We start from the raw sequence: 22,917 nt of genomic DNA, 5'->3' as shown, positions 1-22,917 counted from the left end.
TGCACAAGACGTTCGAGCCGTTGTTCGACCGGTATCAGAACTGGTTGCGGGAGCGGCAGTGGCGTGAGAACCCGGACGGGGCGAAGTACTTCGGGTTGCTGCATCCGTTGAACTTCGTGTCGTTCGTGGCGAACATGACCGGCAATCCGGCGCCGTTCCCGGTGCCGCGGCCGGGTGGGCACGACGGTGACGAGTCGTGGGGGCAGAGCGCGAAGGACCTGGCGAAGTGGTTCTTCTCCAACCCGTTCTCCGGGTTCGACCTGCGCTCCGACACCCCGATCGTCAACCTCTTCACCTCGCGCGGCGCTGGCGCGGTGCGGGAGGAGAACCCGGACGTTCGAGCGCTCGGCGACGTGCTCGGCGGAGTCCGCACCGTCAGCGACACCGACACGGAGCAGTACACCCTCCCCGCACCCGACCTCGGCGATCCGTTCACCCCCGATACCGTGCGTCTGCGCACGGACAGCGCCCCCGCGCCGGACGCGATGGCGGCGGTGCTCGCCGGTGGGCGCAGCCCACTGGAGGCGATGCTGGACCGCCTGCGCACCGAGGCCACCCCGAGCCACCACGCCCCTGGCGGACCGTCACCTGCGACCGGTACCGTCGGGCGCGACCGGGAAGCCGGTCCGTCGGAGCACCAGACGGCGCTGGACGGGATGTTCTCCCGCCCCGACGACGGCGACGACCACACGCCCACCCCCGCCGACGACCCCACCTCCGCCCCCGCCGACGACCACGCGCCCACGGCGGCTGCCGCGGGCGACCCGCGCTCACCCGTGGCAGCCGCCGTCCGCCCCGCGCACGACCACCCGCCACAGCCACTGCACGCGCAGCCCGGCAGCGCCGACCCCGCCCTGCCGCTGTCCCTCGCACCCGTGCACGTCGCCTTCCCCCGCGGCTCCAGCACCATCGAACCGGCCATGGACAGGATCGTCGCGGACACCGCCCGCCGCCTCGCCCCGGAACTGGTACGCCGTCACCACGCCGGACAGCCGATGCCGGTGATCAGGGTCACCGGCGGCGACGACCCCGACCGCGCCCACGGGCCCGCCCGCGCCGCCGCCACCGCCGCCGCCCTCCAACACCACCTGCGCACCGAACTCGCCCGCCACGGTGTCGACACCGACCCGCCGGTGAGGGCCGAACTCTTCGGCACGCTCCACCGCACCGCCCGGCAGCCTGTCGCCGCCATCACCCTCGACTACGCCAGCGTCGCCGACACCCTCCACCTCCGCCCCACCCGTACCGGCGTCCTGGTCACCGACCCCGCCGCACCCGCCGAGGACCACAGCCGCGCCGCACACGCCCTCGACCTCCTCCCGCGCTCCGATGACGCCTACACCGTCGCCATGCACACCGGCGACAACGGCGCCCCGCTCAGCCCGCACCAACTCGCCGACGTCCTCCTCGCCGCCTACGACCGGGGGAACCTCGACGGCAAGACCCGTATCGACTTCCTCTCCTGCCGCCTCGGCGAGCCGGCGGGCCGCCACGTGCCCGAGGCGATGCGGGCGCTGTGGGCGCATCAGACGGCGAACCCCCGCCCGGCCGCGGCAGGCCCGTTCACCGGGCGGGCACCCGCGGGAGACCTGTGGATCGCCCCCACCACTACCGGCCACCACACCGTCGTCCTCGCCGACCACCTCGGCCTCCGCCCCGACGGCACTCCCGCCGTCGTCACCAGCCACACCTCCCACTGGCGCACCTACACCCACGCCGGCGACCCCACCCACATCGCCCTCGAAACCGACCACCCCCACGACAACCCACCAGCCGACCTGGAACAGCTCGACGGCGCCGTCAAGTTCGGCCCGGAGCGCCGTCCCAGTCAAACCCGCGGGTACCCTCCCGCTCGATCCGGTCCCGTCGGCGTCGGTCGGCGCCCCGGTTCGGCACCGGGTGGTGAGGCACCTGGCGGAACGGCAGGGGGGGTGTCCGGAGTGGTGCTTCCCGGTTCGGTGGCACGTACGAGTGATGGGGACTGGCGAAAATGGCTCGGCATCGCTTTCCGCAGCCGTATCGCGCACACGTTCGAGCAGAAGGCCAACTCGGTATCGGTCAGTGTCAACAGCAAGGTGTTCAAGCTGCCGGAAGGTGCACGCCGCGCACTGTTCGCGCACCAGGTGCTGAGGGGCACGCGCCTCGACGACGTCAAGAGGGTCAGGTTCACCAATCCGGCGGGTGACCACTTCGAGGCCTCGCTGGGCGACCGCCCGGTATCTGAGGAACTGTTCCAACCCGGCACCCGCCCCGTATTCGGCGTGTTCATGACCGTGCCGACCCCTCCGGCTGATCGTGGGAACGACCCCGCGTTCGTGGGTTGGTACGGGCGGCTGGTCGACGAAGACGGCCAGCGGTGCGTGGCCTGGTCCCTCACCGGCGGCGAGGAGTTCAGGGCCGAGCCCGAACGGACGCCGTACGACGAGCCGCCCGCCGTCTACCGCCGTCGGCTCGCGCAGGAGCGGCGTGCCGCCTCAGCGGCCGCCGCCGGCCGGGGCATCAGCGGCAGCGGACCGGAGGCGGACCCGGGCATGTCGGCGTTGCCGCACGGCGGTACCGGTGCGGCCGGGGACGTGGCCATGGGAACCCGCACCGCTGACGGTCCGCAAGGTGGCGAGCTCGGCACCGGGGAGTCCCGTCTGCACGCCGAGCAGCCCCGGCAGGGACTGCTGGTGCTCGATCCCGTGAGCGGGACCGTCACTGCGATCCACCCTGACGGCACTATCACGGAGCCCGGCTTCGAGGAGGCCATGGTGCTCGCGGCCGAATCCGGCTACACCGTCCTCACGGGTTCGCCGGACCAACAAACCGACACCTCGGCCATGCTGTACCGCGACGAACGGCCGCTGGACCACGTCGGTCCGGCAGGTGATGGACCCGGGGACGGCACGGGAGTCTCGGAGCCGCTCGCCTCCGCTGGAGCGGGTGCGCTGCTGTCCAGGTTGGATCTGACGGTCGATCCGGTGCTGGGTGACGGGAACTGCTTCTTCCGCGCGTTGGCGCGTATGCGTCCCGAGCACGGCACCGAGGCTGACCTTCGCGCGGCGCTGGCGCGTGACTTCGGGAATCTGTTCGACGATTTCACCGTTGGTCCGACGCTGCTCGCCGAGGTGTTGACGGACAGTCGGCTCCTGTACGACCTGTTGCAGCTGACGCCTGAAATCCTGCCGTACCAGCTTGCCGACGCGGAGCTCTACACCGGTCTCCTGGCTCGGCTGCGCAGTGAGTTCGGTCCGGTCTGGGCCGCTGTCCTGGACCAGCTCACGGTCGACCGCCGCTGGGACAACGCCTTTGGCAGCGCCGCGCCGCTGCTCTACACACGGTACTCCGGGCGGGGGCTGCTGATAGCCGACGTTCGGAGCGGCACTGTCACCGCGGTCCACACCGACTACTCCACGACCTATCCCGACCCCGAGCAGGCCGCCCGACTCGCGTCCGACCACGGCTACCCCGTCCTCGCTCACAGGCCCGGCCACTACGACGCCACCACCTCCGCTTCACCCGCCACCGACTCCCGGCCGGAAGCGCGACGTCGACTCGGGGGTGAACCCGGGCAGACGGGCAGGCCGGAGCCTGCCGTGCCACCGCATGGCGGAGACCTGATGGAGTTCGAGCCGTTCCTCGGTCGTGAATCCGAGCACGCACAGGGCGAGTCGACGCCGCCTCCAGGGGCTCCGGCCGTCGGCGGTGAACACCCGGGCCAGGCACCCCGGGTCCTATTCCTCAAGCGCGTCCGGCACCGCTTCCACCTGGTCGCCGGCGCGACGAAGGCCAGTACCAACGGCGTGATCCTCCACCTGCCCAGGGGCTCCCGGCGCGCGCTGTTCGCGAACCAGCCGCTGAACGGCAGGGTGGACGGCAAGACGGTCACGTTGACCACTCTCGACGGCCGCCATTCGTACGAAGTCCGCCTTGACGGTCCCCGTGAGGCCGAGGCGCACCGAGCGGCCGGTGCCAAGACCACCGTGTTCGGCGTCAAGACGATCGTGCCCGACGTCCCGGCCGATCACCCTGACGGCGAACCGTTCGGCGGTTGGTACGCGCGGCTGGCCGGCAAGGTCGGCCGCCGGGTGATCGTCTGGTCCCGCACGTCGGGCGAGGCCTTCACACCCGAGGACGCCCTGGCGAAGCCGTATGACGAGCCGGACGTCGAGTACAAGTACCGGGTCGCGGTGGAGAAAATGGTCGGAAGGTATGTGCCGCTGCCTGTCTCCCTGGTGGACCCCGCGAACCGGGGCGCGTTCCTCGAACGGGTCGCCGAGCAGGGGCGCGCGGCTGCCACGAGTTCCGCGGTCAGCGTCGCCGGCAGGACATTCCACCTGCCGGCCGACAGGAAGACCCGCAGGTTGTTCGCGGACCAGCCGCTGGACTTCGTGAGGACCGGGAACGTGGTCACGTTCAGCACCCTGGCCGGCGATCGGTTTTCGGTGACCCTCGCCAGGGTCGTCGGGCGCCAGGTTCGTTGCACGGCCGGCGACAGTGCTCAGGTGTTCGACTTGTCCGTGATGGTGCCCAAAGTTCCTGCCGATCACCCTGCGGGAGAGGCGTTCGGAGGCTGGTACGCGAGGCTGGCCGGCGAGGACGGCCGCCGGGTGGTGGAGTGGTCGCGCACACCCGGCGACGGTTTCACCGCCGAGGGTGACCCCACGCCGTACGACGAGCCGGACGACGAGTATGCGTTCCGGATCGCAGTGGAAGCGCAAGCCCGCGCCCGCGCGGCGGAGGAGAGCGGGGTGCCCGCACCGCCTTCGCGCGCGACCACCCCGCACCGCGCCGATGCCACCGACGAGGTCCGACCGGCCGCGGAGCCCGTGGCGGCGGTGGACCCAGTCGGACCGTCGTCTCCCCGCGGCTCGCTCGACCTCCGCGACGACTCCGGCGACGAGTTGATGCCTCAGGCCGATTCCTCCGACGACATGGAATACGCCGACTTCGGTGACGAACCGTCATCCCCGGCCGGGCCGGACGCCGAGCCGCCCGCCGCGGACGACTCGGCCCGGCCCCAGACCCCCACCCCCGGGCCCGATACCGACCTGGTGGGGACCTCCCACGCGACCGGGTCGGCCGGTGCGCCCGCCGGACATTCGGACGACCCCGTTGCTCCACCATCCCCCACGACGGCCGACGTGGCGATGGCGGACGTGGCGATGGCGGATGTCGCGATGGCGGACGGTGACCGTTCCGAGTGGCCTTCGCCCGACGGCCTCACCATGAGCGCTGGGCCCGCTGCGGGCTTTCTCGACACCCTCGACCTCAAGGCCGAACCCGAAGCGGGCTTCGGCGAGATCCTGGACGCCCTCTACGCGAGCCAGGCATCGACTGCGAACCCCATCGTCATCGACGACGGTCAACCGACCCCGACCCGCCAGGAACCGGGCACCACGGAAACCACCGGACGCGACACCCCGAATGGCGAGCCGAGGCGAACCACCGGTGACAGCAGTCCCGTCCAGGCTCCCGCTACCCACGCCGACCACTCCCCGACCTACGTCCGGACCCCGGACATTCAGATGACGGGTGCTCAGACGGGCGTCGCGCAGGCCCCCGTCGCCGGGGTGCCCGCGGTGGGGGACCTGGTGCCGGTGCCCGGGGACGGCCTGTGCCTGCTGTCGTCGGTGGTGGTCAGCGACCCCCTGGCGGTGCGGGAGGGCCTGATCCACGCCGGCGTCGGGGACAGCGACCTCGACCGGATCCTGGCGGACCGGGTCCGGCCGGGTGCGGTCCCGGATGGGATCCGCACCCTCGCGGAGGGCGTACGCGACGCCGTCCGCACCTGGCTCACCAACCGCCGGACCGCCGACGTCCCCGCCGAGATCGTCAGAGTCCTGCGCGCGAGCACCCTCGAGCAACGCCGCGAGTCGCTTCGAAGCATGCCGCGCGGGCGGATCGAACAGCAGTTGCGCGACCTCGGGGTCGATTCCATCCCGAACGCCGACTTCCTCACCGCAGAGGCCACCTATCGACTCCTCGAAGCCGCGGTCGCTGCCAGTCCCCGCACGGACCTGTCGTCGGTGAGCGCCGCACTGGCCGCCAGGGTGCGCTGGCAGTGGGATCCCGAACGCGCGGACGCCGCCCGCCATCAGCTGACCATCCACCGCATCGAGCCGTCCGCGGACCCGACCATCCTGCGCGACCAACTGATCGACCTGACCGCCCGCGAGGCCTTCCGCAACCGCAGGCGCGAGGACCTGGCCGTGGCGAAGATCGCGGACTGGATCGGCTGGCGCTTCGAGGACCGCGACCCGAACGGGACCTTCCAGCAGATCCTCGACCACCAGCCCACCGGACGTCTCCCCCTGGACCTGCTCGACCGCGACGGCCTCGCCGCACTCCTCCTCGCGCAGGACACCCCGCTCACCGCGCAGGAGCTCCGCGACACGATCTCCGCCGTGCGTACCTGGGAGAGCTCCTGGAACGGGCCCTACGGCGAGGTTCTCCCCCCGCTCCTCGCCCACGCCCTCGGCATCCGCCTGCGCATCGCCGTCCATGGCGACACCGACCACATCGAACACCTCGGCCCCCCTGACGCCCCGGTCGTCACCGTTCACCACACGGGCAACCACTACGACGCCAGCGCCGCCGTCACGCCTCCCCGACACACCCGCCAACCCGACGACGGGACCGGATACCGGGACCTCCGAACCGGCACCGCCGGTAGTCGGAGGCGCGACCAGACCGGTACACGCGGCCCGGTCCGGGCAGGCCGCGTGGTCATGCCGGTCGTCGACTGGGCGACGTTCAGAGCTCCGTTGACGGCCCGACAGAAGTTCGAGCACCTGACCAGCATCAACCCCACCCCGCCCCGCCCCGCACCCCAGGCGACGCCCGCCGCGACACCCGCCCCGCGCCGCACTCGGAAGGTCCGCAGCACACCCGAAAGCACCATGGCGTTCCTCTTCGTCTACGGCAGCGCCCAGAACCCCGCCCTGACCCTCGGGGAGGTCGCCGAGCTGAGCTGGCACGGGCGCGACGTCCCCACGGTCGCCGACGTCCACACCCTGCTCATGACGCACGAGAGTGCCTACCGGAGGGACTACCGGCGACTCCACGAACTGCTGGCCGACGCCGCCGACCCGCGATCCCCCCGCCGCCGTATCAAGGAGTTCGCGGAGGCACACAACCTGCACCGTGACACCGTCGGCTACTGGGCCACGCTCGAACCCCCGGGAGCCGGTAGTGCCTGATCGGCGGCTGCGGATATTCGCGTGACGGCGCGGCGGCGCCGTCCCTAGACTCGGCGCGCTGAACCCGTCGTGCCGGAGTCGCCGGTGCGGTGGACCGTGACGTGGAGAGGGAGGGACCGGCCGTGCGAAGCGCCGCTGTCGTCGTTCCCCCGTCGCGGTTCGAGGTGATCCTGGTGTCCTCGACCGGCCGGCGCCCGCTGCGCGGCCGGCGCCGGTAGGACCCGCGAGACATCCCGCTCTTCGAGCACAACTCGGCTGTCATGGACCTCTGCTGACGGCTCGTCGAGTTCCCGTGGTTGTCCGTGAATCGCGCTGCCCTTCCCAGGATCGTCATTCCGAAAGGCACCGGGCCATGCGCACCGACCTCACCACCACCAGCACCCCCGTCACGACCACCGCCGCCCCGATCGCCGCGGTCCGCAACCTCGGCATCCTCGCGCACGTGGACGCCGGGAAGACCACCGTCACCGAGCGGATCCTGTTCCTCGCCGGGGCGATCCACAAGCGCGGCGAGGTGCACGACGGGACGACCGTCACCGACTTCGACCCGCAGGAGCGGGACCGCGGCATCACCATCTTCGCGGCGGCGGTCAGCTGCCGCTGGGACGGCCACCGGATCAACCTGATCGACACCCCGGGGCACGTGGACTTCGCCGACGAGGTGGAGCGTTCGCTGCGGGTGCTGGACGGCGCGGTCGCGGTGTTCGACGCGGTGGCGGGGGTGGAACCGCAGAGCGAGTCGGTGTGGCGGCAGGCGGACCGGCACGGCGTGCCGCGGATCGCCTTCGTCAACAAGCTGGACCGGGCCGGCGCGGACCTGGACGCGGCGGTCGCCTCGATCCGGGAGAAGCTCCATCCGGTGCCACTGGCCGTGCAGTTGCCGATCGGCCGGGAGGGCGACTTCACCGGCGTCGTCGACCTGCTCCGGCTGCGCGCCCTGACCTGGACCGACGCGGCGGACGGCGCGAGCGGCCCGGACGGTGCGGGCAGCCCGGGCGGCGTGGGCAGCGCGGGCGGTGCCGGCGCCTCAGGCGGCCAAGGCGGCGTACAAGTCGGCGAGGTGCCGGAGGAGTTGGCGGCGGAGGCGGCGCTCCGGCGGCAGGCGCTGGCGGAGACCGTGGCCGGGCTGCACCCGGGCGCGCTGGAGGAGTTCTGCGCCACCGGCACGCTCGGCGCCGACACCCTGGCGGCGGCGCTGCGGGAGCTGACCCGGACCGGTGAGGCCGTGGTGGTGCTGTGCGGCTCGGCGTACCGCAACCGCGGCATCGAACCGCTGCTGGACGCGGTGGCGGCGTACCTGCCCTCGCCGCTGGACGTCCCGCCGGTGCGCGGGGAGTTCGACGGCACGGCGCAGGAACGCCGCGCCGATCCCGAACAGCCTTTCGCGGCGCTGGTGTTCAAGGTGAGCGCGGGCGCCACGGGCCGGCTGAGCTGTCTGCGGATCTACTCCGGAACCCTGCGGAAGGGGGACACCGTGCTGGACGCGCGGACCGGGCGCACCGAGCGCATCGGGCGGATCCTGCGCGTGCAGGCCGACCGGCACGCGGAGACCGACCGGGCCGTCGCCGGCGACATCGTCGCGGTGGTCGGCGCGAAGGCCGCCCGCGCCGGGACGACGCTGTGCGCGCCGGACGCGCCGCTGGTGCTGGAGGCCGCCAAGGCCGCCGACCCGGTGGTGACCGTCGCGGTGGAGGCCCGCCGGGCGGTGGACGCCGACCGGCTGGCCGCCGCACTGGCCCGGCTCGCCGAGGAGGACCCGTCGCTGGTGGTGGGCACCGACCCGGAGAGCGGGCAGCGGGTGCTGTCGGGCCTGGGCGAACTGCACCTGGAGGTGGCGGTGGAGAAGCTGCGCCGTGGCGGCCAGGGCCTGGAGGTGACGGTGGGTCGGCCCACCGTCGCCTACCGGGAGACCGTCTCCGGTTCGGTGGCCGGCCTGGTGCTGCGGCACGCCAAACAGGACGGCGGCTCCGGGCAGTTCGCGCAGGTGGTGGTCGACGTCGAGCCGCTCGGCGAGGCCGGGGCGGAGGGTTTCGAGTTCCGTTCCGCGGTCACCGGCGGGCGGGTGCCGCAGGAGTTCGTGCAGGCCGTCGAGGCGGGCTGCCGGGACGCCCTGGCGGAGGGCCCGCTCGGCCACCGGGTGACCGGGGTGCGGGTGACCCTCACCGACGGTGCGACGCACGTGAAGGACTCCTCCGAGCTGGCGTTCCGCACCGCCGGTCGGCTGGTCCTGCGCGAGGCGCTGCGCCGCTGCGGCCCGGTCCTGTTGGAACCGGTCGCGGAGGTCATCGTCACGGTGCCGCCGGACGCGGTCGGCCCGGTGCTCGGCGAACTGGCCTCCCGGCGCGGCCGGGTGCACGGCTCCGAGCCACGGGGCGGCAGCGCCGTGCTCACCGCCACGGTGCCGCTGGCCGAACTGTTCGGCTACGCCACGCGACTGCGCAGCCGCACCCAGGGCCGCGGGACCTTCACCACCCGCCCGGCGGGGTACGCCCCGGCGCCGAAGTAGGCACGGCCTTCGGGTGAGGTGGGACGTGCAAGTGCCTGCGGCGCAACGGTGCTTGCGGCGCAGTAGGCACGGCCTGCGGAGACGTGGCGTGGCGTCAGGCGCAGTGCGTGGTGCCTGCAACGCGGCAGCGCCTGCGGCAATGTGGGTGCGGCCTGCGGTGTCCGTGGGTGGGGTGGCCCCCGTTCGGGTGGGTGGGGCGGGGGCTTCCTTCGGGTGGGGGTGTCAGCGGAGCCAGTCGAGTTCGGCGGCGCGGGCGCCGGCCTGGAAGCGGCTGCGGGCGCTGAGGACGTCCATGACTTCGGCGATGAGGCGTCTGACGGTGCGTTCGGAGACGCCGAGCTTGCGGGCGGCGACCACGTCGGTGTCGCCCTGCTGGAGGATCCGGAGCAGCGCGTGGTGCTGGCCGGACATGCCGTGCGGGTCGCGGGTCCGGGTGTCGCCGAGCGGGGTGGCGCCGGACCAGACGAGGTCGAACAGGCTGCACATGGCGGCGACCGCGCCGCGGCCGTGCAGGACCGTCGCGGTGTCGCTGCGTTCCGGGTCGAGCGGGACGACGGCGGCCTCCCGGTCCACGACGATCATCCGCATGGGGAGGGAGGGCACGGTGCGGACCTGGCCACCGCGTTCCACCAGCCAGCGGGCGTAGTCGGTGGTGGGCAGGTGGTTGCGCACCGAGTCGAGGAAGACGGTGCGCAACTTGACGCCGCGGGCGAGCAGTTCCTCGTCCAGGGGCTGGCTGGCGGCGCGCGCGGCCTCGCTCTGGCCGCCGCCGGGGATGAAGGCGAGCACCTCGGACCTGGTGCGCTCGCCGAGTTCGGCGAGGCGGTCGCGGATGGCGTCGACGCCGACCAGGTCCTCGGACTGGGTGAAGCGGCGGCCGCTGGCCGCCTCGGCGCGGATGATCTCGTAGGCGGCCTGGGCCTGTTCGACCTGCTGGCGGTGGACCAGCAGTTCGGCCTCCCGGTGGGCGAGCAGGGCCTTGAGGCCGACCTCGGGGACCACCGGGCGCAGCGCGAGCGGGTCGTCCCAGGAACTGCGCAGCAGGGACAGCTCGGTGAGCTCCCGGTAGGCGGATCTGGTCTCGGTGGCGGTCAGACCGAGTTCGGCCGGCAGTTCGGCCTCGGCCCGCTCCGGGTTGCGCAGCAGCGCCTGGTACACCAGGCCGGCCGCCTCGCTCAGGCCGAACGCCGTCAGGGTGGCTTGCATCTCAGCCCGCGACCCGGGCGGGCCCGTTCCAGCCGGAACCCCTCACTCCGTATGCCGACATCCCCCGCCCCTTCCGGCTGACACCTGACCACCGGGGTTCAGGTCTAGACCAAAGTGGCGGGTGGTGTCAAAGGTTTGGGCGGGATCGGGGGTGCATCGGGTCACCTGGTGAGATGGCGGTCCAGACGTCCGATCGGACCGGTCGGGCGCCAGGTCATGTACGGGATGTCGTCGTTGCGCCGGGCCTCGTCCGGCGGGGGGACCACGACCGGGTGGTGCAGGTGCACCAGGAAGTCGTTCCAGTGGTAGAGCGCGGTGGCCGACTGCAGGCGCAGCACCAGGTCGACGTCCTCGCCGCCCCAGCCCTCGTAGCGTTCGTCCATGCCGCCGATCCGGTCGAACACCTCGCGGGTCAGCCAGACGCAGCCGCCCACCGGGCGGCGCATCCAGAAGCCGCGCAGGGCCGCCGGGTCGAGGGCCGCGGCGGCGTCCACGCACCGGGTGCGCACGGCCTGCTCGCTGGCCCCCTCGTCCAGGTAGAGGACGTCGCGGTAGGGCAGGAAGGCGCCCACGCCGGGTTCCCGGAACCGGTCGAGGCTGCGGGCGACGAAGGACCGGTCCGGCAGCAGGTCGGCGTCGAACACGCAGACCGTCTCGGCCTTCGCGGCGGAGTTCACCACGCCCGCGTTCACCACCCACGCCTTGTTGAACTTGCCCGGGTGCGGGGCGAACAGGTACTCGTCGGCGAGCGGTTCGATCAGCTCGCGGTGGCGCGGCCGGTCGTCGGCCTCCACCACGGTCACCGTGTAGCCGCCCGCCACCGGCTCCTGGTCGCGCAGCGCCGCCAGGCAGGCCAGCAGGTTGCGCAGCCGGTGGCCGTCGTCGCCGCGGTCCCGGAACGGCACCACCACCTGGGCGGCGCCGCCCGGTTCGTCGGCCCGGGCGCGGACCGGCACCCGCCCCGCCGGCCCGGGCCCGGCGTCACCCACCGCGTCGCCGAGGTGGTGGCCGATCCGGCCGCGCTGGACGGCCTGCCAGGCCAGGTCGGCGAGCGGGCCCATCCGCTCCGGGAACCGCTCGGTCATCGGCAGCAGCGCGGCGACCAGCCGCCGGTGGTGGTCGGGACGGGTCGGCTCGGCGAGCAGCCGCCGGGCGGCCGGCGCGAACGGCGCGCCGTCCTCGTCGGAGGCCAGCCGGGCCAACTCCGCGGTCAGCGGCTCGATCCGGTACCAGTGGTACGGGTTGGTGGCGCGGGCGTGCGGGTCGGCGTGGATGACCAGCGCGTCGGCGATCAGACGGGCCGAGGCGGCCGGGTCGGTGGGGCGAAGCCAGGACATGGCGTCCTCCGATTCCTCACCGGTGCCAGGCCGGTGATACGGGGTCAGGACCGTGTTCGATGGGGTCGCAGGGGTCGGCGGCCGCCGGGTCGGGGGCGCCGCACAGCGGGGCGTCGACGGGCAGCCGGGCGAGCTGCGGGCCCGACCAGCGGCGCACGCCGTGGTTGGCCTGCAGTCGGGCGCCCAGGCCGACGGCGCGCCACAGCACGTCGGTCAGCTCGGTGGTCCAGGCGTCCGGCCAGCCCCGGGCGGGCACCGGGCCGACGGCGTCCAGCACCGCCGCGCACAGCCACGGGCGCAGCGTCGGCGCCGCGGACTCGGCGGGCGCGCGGCCCAGCGCGGCGCCCAACGCCAGCCCGTAGCGGACCACTTCGGTCAGCGGCAGCAGCCGTTCGCGGGCCGGTGGCGGCACCCGGTCGGTGATCGCCACGAACGCCGCCGCGGGTGCCGCGCCGGGCCAGTCGCCGCCGATCCGGTCCATGTGGGCGGACCAGGTGGCCCGCCGCCAGGTGTCCGTGCCGGGGTCCCACAGCGAGATCCGGGCCCGGCCGCCGTGCAGCAGCGGGAGCACCGCGGGCAGCGGGCTGACCTCGTCGCGCAGCCGCCCGTCGTACGGCAGCGCGGCGCTGCAGTCGCAGTCCTGCGCGGCGGGCCGCAGCAGGCTGTCCACCGGGCCGGCGGCCAGGTTGCCGACGTGGATCAGCACGTCCAGCCGGTGTTCCCGGGCGAACCGGCTGAGCAGGGCGTTCGGCGGGCCGCCGGCCGCCAGTGCCACGTTCGCGAACTCGGCGAACGGCACCGCCAGTTCGGACGGCAGCAGGAGCGCCAGCGGGGATAGGCAGTCCTGCGGCACGGCCGCCGCCCAGCCGCAGCCGCGGAGCGCCGCCAGCCGGGCCGCGGCGGCGTTCCACGAGCCGTACTCGACGTGCAGGGCGAGGGCGGCGCGCGGCCGGCCGGCCACCGCCCGGGCCAGTTCGGCGGCGAACTCGGGTGCCAGGCGGGCGCCGTCGCGCACCACCAGGTGGTGGGTGGAGCCGGTGCCGGCCGCCGCGCGCCAGGCCCGGACCAGGGCGGTGGCCGGGTCGGCGTGCACCACCCGGACCGGGTCCAGCGCGCGCAGCCGGCCGGCCAGCGCCGCCACCTGCTCCGGGCGGTCGGTCCCGGCGGCCACCGCCGCGCTCAGCAGGAGGGTCACGGGGCCCGGCCCGCCCCGGCGCCGACCGGGACCGGGCCGGACAGCTCCCGCACCCGCTCGGCCAGACAGTCGAGTTGACTGCCCGTCAGGTCGTCGAACGGCAGGTGGAAGACCAGCCGCTGCAGGCCGTGGGCGGCGTAGCGCTCCAGCAGCGGGCCGAGCAGGTCCGCGCCGACCTGGACCACCGAGATCCGGCCCAGGTCGCGGACCCCGACCGGCATCCGGCGGTCGGCGGTGCTCACCGCGAGGCTCAGCTGCATGGTGCCGGGCAGCGCGGCGGCGGCCGGCAGCGACCGGTCCGACGGGGACGGGGCGTCCGGGTCGGTGAGCCGGTCCGGGGCGAGGCCGGGCAGCATCAGCCCGTCGAGCAGCGGGCCGAGGGCGGTCACCACGCCGGGGTCGCCGCTGGCCAGCAGGAGCGGCGGCGGGAGGAAGCCCGGAGGCTTCTCGAACCGGACGGTGTCCGGCAGGCCCCGTCCGTCCTGGCGCAGCACGTCGTCCAGGGTGCGGACGGTGTCCAGCAGGTTCTGCCGCCGGGAGGCGTGGTCCAGGCCGTACAGCGCGTTGACGTTGGAACGGGAGCCGGCGCCGATGCCCAGCACCAGGCGGTTGCCGGAGATCCGCTGCAGCATCACCACGGAGCGGGCCATGCTCAGCGGGTGCCGGTAGCCGGCGCACAGCACGGCGGTGCCGAACTCCTCGAACGGCAGCCCGGTGCCCATCGCGTGGGCCAGGTCGGCGACCGGGTCGCCGGCCACCGCGCGGTCCGCGCCGTCGTTCTCGGTGAGCGTGACGTCCCGGGTCCACACCCCGGTGAAGCCCAGCTCGGCGACCCGGTGCAGGCGGCGCAGGTCGTGCTGCCAGGGGTCGTCGTACAGCGGGAGCAGGATGCCGGTCCTCACGCGGACCACCCGCCCGCAGCGGCGGCGGGCCGATCGGCCTGCGGGCGCATCGTCACACCGTGCGTCGCCGCACCGTGCGTCGCTGTGCCGTGTACCGCTTCGCCGCGCATGGCTACACCACCGCCGGGGCGCGGAACGCGGCGGCCAGGCGCTGCAGTTCCGCGGCGACCTGTGCGCAGCGCTCGGCGAGTTCGGGGGTCGGCGCGGCGGGTGCGCCGCCCGCCGGCAGGAAGTCGTCCGGACAGCCGGCCACCTGGGTGGGCACCACCCAGCCGCCCATCGCCCGTGCGACGGTGCGCAGTTGGTCGCAGACGGCGCTGCCGCTGCGCGGACCGCTGCCGTTGGCGGCCAGCGCGACCGCCTTTCCGGCGAGCGCGTCGCCGGGCAGTCCGTCCAGCACGCCCTTGAGCAGCGCCGAGTAGCCCGCGTGGTAGACCGGGGTGACCAGTACCACCGCGTCGGCGTCGGCGAGGCGGTCGAGCAGCCCGGCGGCGCCGGACTGCCACGGGGCGGCGGGGACGGTCTCGTACCCGATGCCGACCGGCTCCAGGGCCTGGCCGACCGCCCGGGCCAGCGCCGCGGTGTAGGAGTGCTCGCGTTCGCTGCCGACGAAGATCAGTGCTTTCATGCCGTCCTCCTGACGGACCGTTGCCGGGTGTCGTGGTCCTGGCGCACCGTCAGCTCGCGGCGCGGGCGGCCGGCTCGCCGAGGGCGAGGGTGTGCCGGGTGACCCGGGCCTTGGTCTCCAGGTAGAAGCGGTTGGCCTCGGTGACGAACACCCCGGTGGGCACCACCGCGGCCACGTCGATGCCGTAGCGGGCGAGCTGGGCGGCCTTCTCCGGGTTGTTGGTGAGCAGCCGGATCCTGGTCAGGCCGAGCAGCCGCAGCATCTCGGCGGCGGCCCGGTAGTCCCGGGAGTCCGGGTCGAGGCGCAGCTCGCGGTTGGCGGCGTAGGTGTCGAAGCCGGCGTCCTGCAGCACGTACGCGTCGAGCTTGTTGTAGAGGCCGATGCCGCGGCCCTCCTGACGGAGGTACAGCACGCAGCCGCCCTCGGCGTCGATCCGGCGCACCGCCTCGTGCAGCTGCGGGCCGCAGTCGCAGCGGGCCGAGCCGAGCACGTCGCCGGTCAGGCACTCGGAGTGCAGGCGCACCAGCGGCAGCCGGCCAGGGGCGGTGCGGCCCTCGCCCAGGCTGATCGCGATGTGCTCGCCCGGATCGCTGAGGCCGTGGAAGGTGTGCAGCCGGGCGGCGACCTGCTCGTCGCAGTTGAGGTGGATCGGCACCGGCACGGTCGCGCGGATCCGTGCGGCGGTCGTCTCGGTGATGGTCATCGCTCGTCCTCTCACGTCGGCCGGGGTGAGGCCTCGGTCGGCGGTGGGTGCTTCGGTCGGGGCGTGGCCCCGGCCGGGTGGGGTGGGTGCTGCGGGCGGTGCGGGTGCTGGGGGCGGTCGGTGGGTGTCAGCGGCAGCTGGCGGTGATGGTGTCCCACATCAGGCTGTTCGGGCAGACGGTGGTGGTCTGCGCGCCGACGGGCTCGGCCGAGGCGGTCTGCGCGAGGCCGCCGACGAGCAGGAGGGCGGCCAGGGCGGAGGCGGAAATGCCGGCGAGGAACTTGGTCTTCGACATGGGTGTCCCAATCATCGGAAACGTGCGGGTGGTTTACGAATTCCCTGGCGGAATTCGGCGGTGCGTTCGCCGAATTCCGCCGACGAGTAACTGTCGCCCGCCGCGGCCCCGCGCCGCCAGCGGTCGCCGCTGGCCGAACCCGGCCGTGCCTGATCCGGCCAGCGGCGGGCCGGTCGGGCACGCAGCACGGCCGTGACGCGCGCACTGTCCGAGTTGTCGCGGTCTGCGCGGCTCCCGCCGGAACGGACCCGAACGGTCCGGACCGGTGTCCGATCCGCCGGTGTCGTACGGGTTTTTCCGGCGGCCGCCCGGAATTCCGCGGCGTGAATTGTGCGCGGCGTTCCGGTCGCTGATGTGGCGAAATGGGCCCGCCCCCGCTCGCCGGACGGGCGGCCTGATCGCGGGGGCGTGCGGCCCGGCGCAGGGGCGTGCAGGGGTGCGGGGGAGGCTCGACCGCCCACGGTGCTCCCGCCGGTGCGGGCGTGCGTGCATGACGGATCGTCGGCGGAGGAATGCTCGCCCGTGCTGCCGTGCACACGGCGATCGGATGGAGGGTGCGGTGACGACGGTCGAGGACTTCCTGACCCTGTCGGCCACGCTGACCGGGTACAGCCCGGCCGAGCTGCGGGCCACCGGGATGGCCGAGGAGTACCGGCGGGTGGCCGGCCGCTACGCCGGACCCGGCTCGCTGGAGCGGCTGTCGGACGCCCTCGCGGGCACGCTGCCACCGCGCTTCGACGACGAGGCGGAGCGGCGGCTGGCCGCCGCCGTGGCCCACCTCTGGTACCTGGGCAGCGGCAGCTGGGCCGTCGCCCCCGAGGTCTGCGGATGACCGCCCGGGCGGGCGGACGCCGAAGGCCCGGCCGCCGTGGCGGGGCCGGGCCTTCGGGGTGACGGGGGTCAGTTGGTGAGGATGCCCGGGTCGGAGAGGCCGGGGGTGCCGGTCTCGACGTGGCCGGCGAGGCGGCGGACGAAGTCGGTGGTGACGTTGGAGGTGATGGTGACGTCGTACCAGTTGCGGCAGGTCGCCAGGTTGAGGGTCAGGGTGACGGTGGCGCCCTTGTGGACGGCGACGGTCTGCGGGGTGCCGGCGTAGGCGTTGGAGACGGTGAGGACCGCGTCGGCGCCGGCCGGGTTGGTGAAGGTGAGGTCGAGGTTGCCGGTGGCCGCGTTGTGGCGGGCGGTGACCTCGGGGCCGGCGGTCTTGCCGGGGTTGCGGAAGCGGCGCATGAAGCCGTTCGGCCCGAACACGCTCAGGTCGGTGACGCCCTTGGAGTAACTGGTGTTCCAGGCGTCGGAGATCGACTTGCCGGCCTCGGTGGTGTAGGTCCACGGGCCGTCGGTCCGGTTGGCGGAGGTGACCATGAACTGGGCGCCGGCCGCCGCGCCGCCGCTGAACGCCAGGGTGTACTTGCCGGTCGAGGTGGTGGCCGAACCGTCCACGTACGGCGCGTACTTGAGCGGGCGGGTGGGCTTGGACCCGGCCTCCTGCCGGGGCATGGTGCCGGTGGCCGGCGGGGTCGGCACGTAGTCGGCGTGCCGGTTGTGGTCGGCGGGCTGGTAGGCCGCCGTGGAGGGCAGCGCCGCCGCCGCGGTGTGCGAGGCGGTGAAGTCGAAGGCGGAGGTCAGGTCGCCGCAGATGGCCCGCCGCCAGGGCGAGATGTGCGGCTCCTGCACGCCGAAGCGCTGCTCCATGAACCGGATGATCGAGGTGTGGTCGAAGGTCTCCGAGCAGGTGTAGCCGCCGGTGCTCCACGGCGAGACGACCAGCATCGGTACCCGCTGGCCGAGGCCGTACGGGCCGGCCGCGTAGGAGGCGTTGCCGCCGAAGTAGTCGGCGCCGGTGGCGACCGTGGACAGGCCCTGCGAGGCCGAGGACGGGGGGAACGGCGGGACGACGTGGTCGAAGAAGCCGTCGTTCTCGTCGTAGGTGATGAACAGCGCGGTCTTCGCCCACACGTCCGGGTTGGCGGTGAGCGCGTCGAGCACCTGGGAGACGTACCAGGCGCCGTAGTTGGCGGGCCAGTTGGGGTGCTCGGTGAACGCCTCGGGGGCGGCGATCCAGGAGATCTGCGGCAGCGTGCCGGCCTGCACGTCGCGCTTCAGGACGTCGAACAGGCCGTCGCCGGCCTTGGCGTCGGTGCCGGTGCGGGCCTTCTCGTAGAGGGCGCTGCCGGGCTGCGCGTTGCGGTAGTTGTTGAAGTACAGCAGCGAGTTGTCGCCGTAGTTGCCGCGGTAGGCGTCGCTGATCCAGCCCCACGAGCCGGCCGCGTTCAGGCCGTCGCCGATGTCCTGGTAGATCTTCCAGGACACCCCGGCCGCCTCCAGGCGCTCGGGGTAGGTGGTCCAGGAGTAGCCGGCCTCCTGGTTGCCGAGCACCGGGCCGCCGCCGGTCGCGTCGTTGCCGGTGTAGCCCGTCCACATGTAGTAGCGGTTCGGGTCGGTCGAGCCGATGAACGAGCAGTGGTAGGCGTCGCAGAGGGTGAAGGCGTCCGCCAGCGCGTAGTGGAACGGGATGTCGTCGCGGGTCAGGTAGGCCATGGTGGTGGCCGTCTTGGCGGGCACCCACTGGTCGTACTTGCCGTTGTTGAACGCCTTGTGGCCGCCCGCCCAGTCGTGGTTCAGGTCCTGGATGAACTGCAGGCCCAGGTCGCTGACCTGCGGCCGGAACGGCAGGATCTCCTTCTTGGCGCTGTTCGCCTGGTACCAGACCGGCTTGCCGCTGGGCAGCGTGACCGGCCGGGGGTCGCCGAATCCGCGCACGCCCTTCATCGCGCCGAAGTAGTGGTCGAACGAGCGGTTCTCCTGCATCAGCACGACGATGTGCTCGACGTCCTGGATGGTCCCGGTGGTGCCCTGCGGGGCGATCGCCGCGGCGCGCGCGATGCTCTGCGACAGGGCCGAGAACGCGACGGTGGCGCCGGTGAGCTGGAGGAAGCGACGCCGGTTCAGTTCTGCCATGGGTTCCGACCTCTGGGTGTCACGGGGGTGGGTGGAAGGTGCCACCCAGGACAGCGCCTGCGGGGGACGATCCGGGGGCCCGTTCGTGACTGACTGGCGTACGTCAAACGAACGCCTCGAGTTGTTCGGACAAGTGCTCACAGCTTGTACAGACAAGGGCATTCCGCTTGTGCGGAGCGGAGTTTGACGGTTCGTACCCGGGGCGGCCCGGTGGCGTCACCAGTCGCGCGCCGCGGCGAGCAGCCGGCGGCGCACCAGCTCGACGTGCGGCTCGGCGGCCGGACCGGGCCGGCGCACCAGGTACGCGGTGTTGATCGGCGGGTCGGCCGGCCGGTGCAGCGGGACGAGCGCGCCCGAGTCGAGCTCGGCGCGGCACAGGTAGCGGGGCAGCACCGTCCACCCGGCGCCGTGCACCACCGCGGTGCGCACCGCCCGCAGGTCCGGGACGGTGACCGCGGCCCGTACGTGCAGGCGCTGCTGGAAGACGTGCCGCCAGTAGCGGCGGGCGATCGGCAGGTCCTCGGCGTAGCTGACCAGCGGCAGGCGGGCCAGGGCGGCGGCGAGTTCGGCGGCGGGGAGCCGCCTGGTGGCGGCCAGGTGCGGTCAGTCGGCGGCGGCGACCAGCACGAACTCCTCGTCGGCCAGCGGTTCGGCGGCCAGCGTGCGGCCGGTGGGGCGGCGGGTGGCGATCACCAGGTCGTGCCGGCCCGCCCGGAGGTCGGCGAGCAGCGGATCGGTCAGGCCGGGGGTGATCCGCAGTCGGACGCCGTCGGCGACCAGCGGCGCGAGGGCGGTGAGCAGCAGGGTGCCGATCAGCTCGGCAGGTCCGGCCAGCTGCACCGGCGCGGGGGCGGCGGCCGGGCGCGGCTCGGCGGCCGCGGCCAGCCGGTCGAGCGGTTCGGCCAGCCGGGCGGCCAGCTCGTCCGCGGGCGGCAGCGGCGTCACCCCGCGGGCCCGGCGCTCGAACAGCTCCCCGCCGCGGCGCCGCTCGAGCGCCCGCAGCTGCGCGGTGACGGTGGACTGCGACAGCCCGAGGTGGTGCGCGGCGGCGGTCAGCGAGCCGAGCCGGTACACCGCGAGGAAGGTGCGCAGCTGGTTCAGGTCGGGCGGTCCGCCGCGGTTGTCCATCCGCCGAGCCTACGGCCGGCCGGGCCGCGGGAGCCATCGGAATTCCGATGGGCGGCATCGGCCTGTCCATTGGCCGCCGATGGGCGGCGCGGTCTACGGTCGAGGGGACCAGGCACTCCGGCACGCCGTCCGTTCGGTGAACTCCGGTAGTGCAGTACCGAGTTGTGAAGGACCGCAGCATGTCGAAGATCCTCTTCGTGATGACCGGCGCCGACCACTGGACGCTGAAGGACGGCACCGAGCACCCCACCGGGTTCTGGGGCGAGGAGGCCGCCGCCCCGTACCGGGCGTTCACCGCGGCCGGGCACCGGGTCACGGTCGCCACGCCCGGCGCGGTGGTGCCGCCGGTCGACCGCGGCAGCCTGGAGCCCGGCGTCAACGGCGGCGAGCGGCAGGCCCGCGAGGTCGCCGACACGCTCGACGCGATGACCGAGCTCAAGGAGCCGGTGGCGATCGCCGACGTGGACCTCGCCGACTACGACGCGGTCTTCTACCCGGGCGGCCACGGCCCGATGCAGGACCTCGCGCAGGACGCCGACTCCGGCCGGCTGCTCACCGGTGCGCTGGCCTCCGGCCGGCCGCTCGCGGTGGTCTGCCACGGGTCGGCGGCGCTGCTCGCCGCGGTCGACGCGGACGGCCGCAACACCTTCGCCGGCCGCCGCATCACCGCCTTCACCGACGCCGAGGAGACCCAGGCCGGGTTCGCCGACCGCGCGAAGTGGCTGCTGGAGACCCGGCTGACCGAGGCGGGCCTGGACGTCCGGGCGGGCGAGCCGTGGGCGCCGCACGTCGAGGTGGACGGCAACCTGGTGTCCGGTCAGAACCCGGCCTCCTCCGTCCAGGTGGCCGAGGAGCTGCTGAAGCTGCTGGGCTGAGCCGGCCGCCGGCCGCCGGCCGCCGGACGGTCAGAGCGCGGCCGCGGCCTCCGCGGCGATCTGCGGGAACTGCGCGGCCATCGCCGCGGAGAGCGCCTGCGCGGCGGACAGCGGCCGCACCATCACGGTGAAGTCGTCGATCAGCCCGTTCTCGTCGAAGTGCAGGAAGTCGCAGCCGTGCACCTCCTTGCCGTCGACCGTGGCCCGGAAGACCAGGGCGTGGTCGCGGCCGCCCGGGTCGGCGATCTCCCGGACGTACCGGAAGTCCTCGAAGACCCGCAGGACGCCGCGCAGGATCGCCGCGGTGATCGGCTTGCCCGCGTACGGCTTGAAGGCGACCGGGCTGGTGAAGACGACGTCGTCGGCGAGCTGGGCGGCTATGGCCTGCGCGTCGCGGGCCTCGACGGCCTGGCGGAAGGGGTGCATGCGGGCTCCCGGGATAGTCGCAAAGTTGAGTAGGTGCGTTTGCGAGTATGGGCACCCGGCGCGGCCGGTGTCCAGGGGCCGGTCCGGGGTGCGGGGAGTCGGCGCGATTAGTCGCTTTGTTGACTATCGGCGGGTGCTAGGTTGACGGCATGGCACTGCGGAACGCGCTGATGGCGGCCCTGTTGGAGGGCGAGGCGTCCGGGTACGACCTCGCGAAGGGCTTCGACGCCTCGGTGGCGAACTTCTGGGCCGCCACCCCGCAGCAGCTCTACCGCGAACTGGAGCGGATGGCGGCCGACGGGCTGGTTGCCGCCCGGGTCGTCGAGCAGGACAAGCGCCCCAACAAGAGGCTGTTCTCGCTGACCCCGGCCGGGCGCGCCGCGGTGCGCGCCTACACCGCCGAGCCGGTCGGCCGGCCGAGCGCGATCCGCGACGAGCTGCTGGTCAAGGTGCAGAGCCTGGACGCCGGGGAGGCCGGCGCCGTGCGCGCCGCCATCGTCGAGCGGATGGAGTCGGCCCGCGGCAAGCTCGCCCGCTACGAGCGCCTGCGGCACCGCCTGCTGGACGGCCGCACCGAGCAGCAGCACCTCGTCGAGGCCGAGCGGATCGGCCCCTACCTGACGCTGCTGCGCGGCATGGAGTTCGAACGGGAGAACCTGCGCTGGGGCGAACTGGCCCTCGGCGTGCTGGACCGGCGGGCGGCGCTGCGGGACTGACGCCGCGTCGGGCCGCCGCACCGTCAGGACGGCTGCGCGGTGGGCATCAGGGTGATCTGCTGCAGGTTGGCGCGCGGCGGCAGGGCGGCGGCGAAGCCCACGGTGCGGGCGACGTCCTCCGGGGTGAGCCACTCCATCGACTTCTCGGCGTCGGCGAGCCAGGCCAGCGCGCCGGGGTCGGTGACGTGGTTCTGCAGCTCGGTGCCGACGATGCCCGGCTCCAGGGCGGTCACCCGCACCCCGCGGGCGCCGAGTTCGGCCCGCAGGTGGCGGGAGAGGTGGGAGACGTACGCCTTGGTCGCGGAGTAGACCGCGAAGGTCGGGAAGATGTTCTGCGCGGCGATCGACGAGGTGTTGACCAGGTCGGCGACGCCGCGCCGCTCGGCGGCGGCGACGAGCTGCGGGACGAACGCGCCGATCACGTGCATCAGACCGGAGACGTTGAGGTCGATCTGCCGCTGCCACTGCGCGGTGGCGAGCTCGGTGACCGGGGCCGGCAGCATCACGCCGGCGTTGTTGAACAGCAGGTCCGCGCCGCCGAGTTCGGCGGCGACCCGGTCGGCCGCGGCGCGCACCGCCGCCGGGTCGGTGACGTCGACGGGCAGGGCCAGGACGGTGCCGCCGGCCCGCTCGATCCGGGCGGCGAGCCCGTCCAGCCGGTCGGCGCGGCGGGCCAGCAGGGCGACGGCGGCGCCGAGCCCGGCCAGGTGCTCGGCGGTGGCCGCGCCGATGCCGCTGGAGGCGCCGGTGATCACCGCGACCCGGCCGGCCAGCGGGCGGGCGGCGTCCGGGCCGGCCGCCGCCTTCGCGTCCGGGCCGACGGCGGGGCTCACGTGCGTGCTCATGGGAACACCT

Annotated in this window: 16 protein-coding genes and 1 pseudogene; 5 read left to right on the top strand and 12 right to left on the bottom strand. The window is 73.8% G+C overall.

Features of this window, described 5'->3' with window-relative positions; all coding sequences use genetic code 11:
* Positions 1 to 770: 770 nt before the first annotated feature.
* A complete protein-coding gene (locus ACWD4U_RS31125; RefSeq protein ID WP_363460234.1) occupies positions 771 to 1,229 on the bottom strand; it encodes a hypothetical protein in 459 nt (152 codons plus the stop codon).
* 120 nt (positions 1,230 to 1,349) lie between these two features.
* Here ACWD4U_RS31125 and ACWD4U_RS31120 point away from each other — a divergent pair, with 120 nt between their 5' ends.
* Positions 1,350 to 7,184 (top strand): hypothetical protein, encoded by a 5,835-nt coding sequence (locus ACWD4U_RS31120; RefSeq protein ID WP_363460236.1) that lies wholly within the window; start codon positions 1,350 to 1,352, stop codon positions 7,182 to 7,184.
* 352 nt (positions 7,185 to 7,536) lie between these two features.
* Positions 7,537 to 9,690, top strand: a complete 2,154-nt coding sequence (locus ACWD4U_RS31115; protein ID WP_363460238.1) for an elongation factor G — start codon at positions 7,537 to 7,539, stop codon at positions 9,688 to 9,690.
* A 222-nt stretch (positions 9,691 to 9,912) separates the two neighbouring features.
* Here the strand turns inward: ACWD4U_RS31115 and ACWD4U_RS31110 are convergent, their stop codons facing one another.
* The 7 genes from ACWD4U_RS31110 to ACWD4U_RS31080 all read right to left on the bottom strand — a co-directional run bounded on the left by ACWD4U_RS31110 (position 9,913) and on the right by ACWD4U_RS31080 (position 15,956).
* On the bottom strand, positions 9,913 to 10,896 hold the full coding sequence (locus tag ACWD4U_RS31110) for a helix-turn-helix transcriptional regulator (RefSeq protein ID WP_363460240.1): 984 nt from the start codon (positions 10,894 to 10,896) through the stop codon (positions 9,913 to 9,915).
* Between the two features lie 161 nt (positions 10,897 to 11,057).
* Complete coding sequence (locus ACWD4U_RS31105; RefSeq protein WP_363460242.1) at positions 11,058 to 12,233, bottom strand: glycosyltransferase; 1,176 nt, start codon at positions 12,231 to 12,233, stop codon at positions 11,058 to 11,060.
* Positions 12,234 to 12,249: 16 nt separating this feature from the next.
* Positions 12,250 to 13,428, bottom strand: a complete 1,179-nt coding sequence (locus ACWD4U_RS31100; RefSeq protein ID WP_363460244.1) for a hypothetical protein — start codon at positions 13,426 to 13,428, stop codon at positions 12,250 to 12,252.
* Positions 13,425 to 14,330 carry an LLM class flavin-dependent oxidoreductase gene (locus tag ACWD4U_RS31095; RefSeq protein WP_363460246.1) on the bottom strand — a complete coding sequence of 302 codons (906 nt, stop codon included), beginning with the start codon at positions 14,328 to 14,330 and terminating at the stop codon, positions 13,425 to 13,427. The genes ACWD4U_RS31100 and ACWD4U_RS31095 overlap by 4 nt, the downstream gene beginning before the upstream one ends.
* Before the next feature lie 112 nt (positions 14,331 to 14,442).
* Complete coding sequence (locus tag ACWD4U_RS31090) at positions 14,443 to 14,958, bottom strand: NADPH-dependent FMN reductase (protein ID WP_363460248.1); 516 nt, start codon at positions 14,956 to 14,958, stop codon at positions 14,443 to 14,445.
* A gap of 49 nt (positions 14,959 to 15,007) precedes the next feature.
* The gene (locus ACWD4U_RS31085; RefSeq protein ID WP_449787361.1) at positions 15,008 to 15,661 is read right to left on the bottom strand and encodes a GTP cyclohydrolase II; all 654 of its coding nucleotides are present in this window, start codon (positions 15,659 to 15,661) and stop codon (positions 15,008 to 15,010) included.
* A gap of 127 nt (positions 15,662 to 15,788) precedes the next feature.
* Positions 15,789 to 15,956 carry a hypothetical protein gene (locus tag ACWD4U_RS31080; protein WP_363460250.1) on the bottom strand — a complete coding sequence of 56 codons (168 nt, stop codon included), beginning with the start codon at positions 15,954 to 15,956 and terminating at the stop codon, positions 15,789 to 15,791.
* Positions 15,957 to 16,515: 559 nt separating this feature from the next.
* Between ACWD4U_RS31080 and ACWD4U_RS31075 the strand changes: the two genes are divergently transcribed.
* Complete coding sequence (locus ACWD4U_RS31075; protein WP_363460252.1) at positions 16,516 to 16,788, top strand: hypothetical protein; 273 nt, start codon at positions 16,516 to 16,518, stop codon at positions 16,786 to 16,788.
* 68 nt (positions 16,789 to 16,856) lie between these two features.
* Here the strand turns inward: ACWD4U_RS31075 and ACWD4U_RS31070 are convergent, their stop codons facing one another.
* Both ACWD4U_RS31070 and ACWD4U_RS31065 read right to left on the bottom strand, forming a co-directional pair.
* Positions 16,857 to 18,917, bottom strand: coding sequence for a phosphocholine-specific phospholipase C (locus ACWD4U_RS31070; protein WP_363460254.1), 2,061 nt, complete (start codon positions 18,915 to 18,917; stop codon positions 16,857 to 16,859).
* A gap of 216 nt (positions 18,918 to 19,133) precedes the next feature.
* Positions 19,134 to 20,045, bottom strand: a pseudogene (locus ACWD4U_RS31065) (LysR family transcriptional regulator).
* A 179-nt stretch (positions 20,046 to 20,224) separates the two neighbouring features.
* Between ACWD4U_RS31065 and ACWD4U_RS31060 the strand changes: the two are divergent.
* On the top strand, positions 20,225 to 20,920 hold the full coding sequence (locus ACWD4U_RS31060) for a type 1 glutamine amidotransferase domain-containing protein (RefSeq protein ID WP_363460256.1): 696 nt from the start codon (positions 20,225 to 20,227) through the stop codon (positions 20,918 to 20,920).
* Positions 20,921 to 20,950: 30 nt separating this feature from the next.
* Here ACWD4U_RS31060 and ACWD4U_RS31055 read toward each other — a convergent pair whose 3' ends face one another.
* Positions 20,951 to 21,346, bottom strand: a complete 396-nt coding sequence (locus tag ACWD4U_RS31055; protein ID WP_363460258.1) for a nuclear transport factor 2 family protein — start codon at positions 21,344 to 21,346, stop codon at positions 20,951 to 20,953.
* Positions 21,347 to 21,495: 149 nt separating this feature from the next.
* Here ACWD4U_RS31055 and ACWD4U_RS31050 point away from each other — a divergent pair, with 149 nt between their 5' ends.
* Entirely contained in the window at positions 21,496 to 22,062 is a 567-nt protein-coding gene (locus tag ACWD4U_RS31050; RefSeq protein WP_363460260.1) for a PadR family transcriptional regulator, read from the top strand.
* 23 nt (positions 22,063 to 22,085) lie between these two features.
* Here the strand turns inward: ACWD4U_RS31050 and ACWD4U_RS31045 are convergent, their stop codons facing one another.
* Positions 22,086 to 22,907, bottom strand: coding sequence for an SDR family oxidoreductase (locus ACWD4U_RS31045; protein WP_363460262.1), 822 nt, complete (start codon positions 22,905 to 22,907; stop codon positions 22,086 to 22,088).
* Positions 22,908 to 22,917 lie beyond the last annotated feature (10 nt).

The organism is Kitasatospora sp. NPDC002522, assembly GCF_053595195.1.
The sequence above is the reverse complement of the archived record's forward strand: the minus strand, read 5'-3'. Positions and strand labels throughout refer to the sequence as shown.

What these genes read in the sequence shown, in the direction of transcription:
- ACWD4U_RS31120 (WP_363460236.1), top strand. Translation starts at nt 1,350, where the DNA reads ATGCACACCGGCGACAACGGCGCCCCGCTCAGCCCGCACCAACTCGCC.
- ACWD4U_RS31115 (WP_363460238.1), top strand. Translation starts at nt 7,537, where the DNA reads ATGCGCACCGACCTCACCACCACCAGCACCCCCGTCACGACCACCGCC.
- ACWD4U_RS31110 (WP_363460240.1), bottom strand. Translation starts at nt 10,896, where the DNA reads ATGCAAGCCACCCTGACGGCGTTCGGCCTGAGCGAGGCGGCCGGCCTG.
- ACWD4U_RS31105 (WP_363460242.1), bottom strand. Translation starts at nt 12,233, where the DNA reads ATGTCCTGGCTTCGCCCCACCGACCCGGCCGCCTCGGCCCGTCTGATC.
- ACWD4U_RS31090 (WP_363460248.1), bottom strand. Translation starts at nt 14,958, where the DNA reads ATGAAAGCACTGATCTTCGTCGGCAGCGAACGCGAGCACTCCTACACC.
- ACWD4U_RS31085 (WP_449787361.1), bottom strand. Translation starts at nt 15,661, where the DNA reads ATGACCATCACCGAGACGACCGCCGCACGGATCCGCGCGACCGTGCCG.
- ACWD4U_RS31080 (WP_363460250.1), bottom strand. Translation starts at nt 15,956, where the DNA reads ATGTCGAAGACCAAGTTCCTCGCCGGCATTTCCGCCTCCGCCCTGGCC.
- ACWD4U_RS31070 (WP_363460254.1), bottom strand. Translation starts at nt 18,917, where the DNA reads ATGGCAGAACTGAACCGGCGTCGCTTCCTCCAGCTCACCGGCGCCACC.
- ACWD4U_RS31060 (WP_363460256.1), top strand. Translation starts at nt 20,225, where the DNA reads ATGTCGAAGATCCTCTTCGTGATGACCGGCGCCGACCACTGGACGCTG.
- ACWD4U_RS31055 (WP_363460258.1), bottom strand. Translation starts at nt 21,346, where the DNA reads ATGCACCCCTTCCGCCAGGCCGTCGAGGCCCGCGACGCGCAGGCCATA.
- ACWD4U_RS31050 (WP_363460260.1), top strand. Translation starts at nt 21,496, where the DNA reads ATGGCACTGCGGAACGCGCTGATGGCGGCCCTGTTGGAGGGCGAGGCG.
- ACWD4U_RS31045 (WP_363460262.1), bottom strand. Translation starts at nt 22,907, where the DNA reads ATGAGCACGCACGTGAGCCCCGCCGTCGGCCCGGACGCGAAGGCGGCG.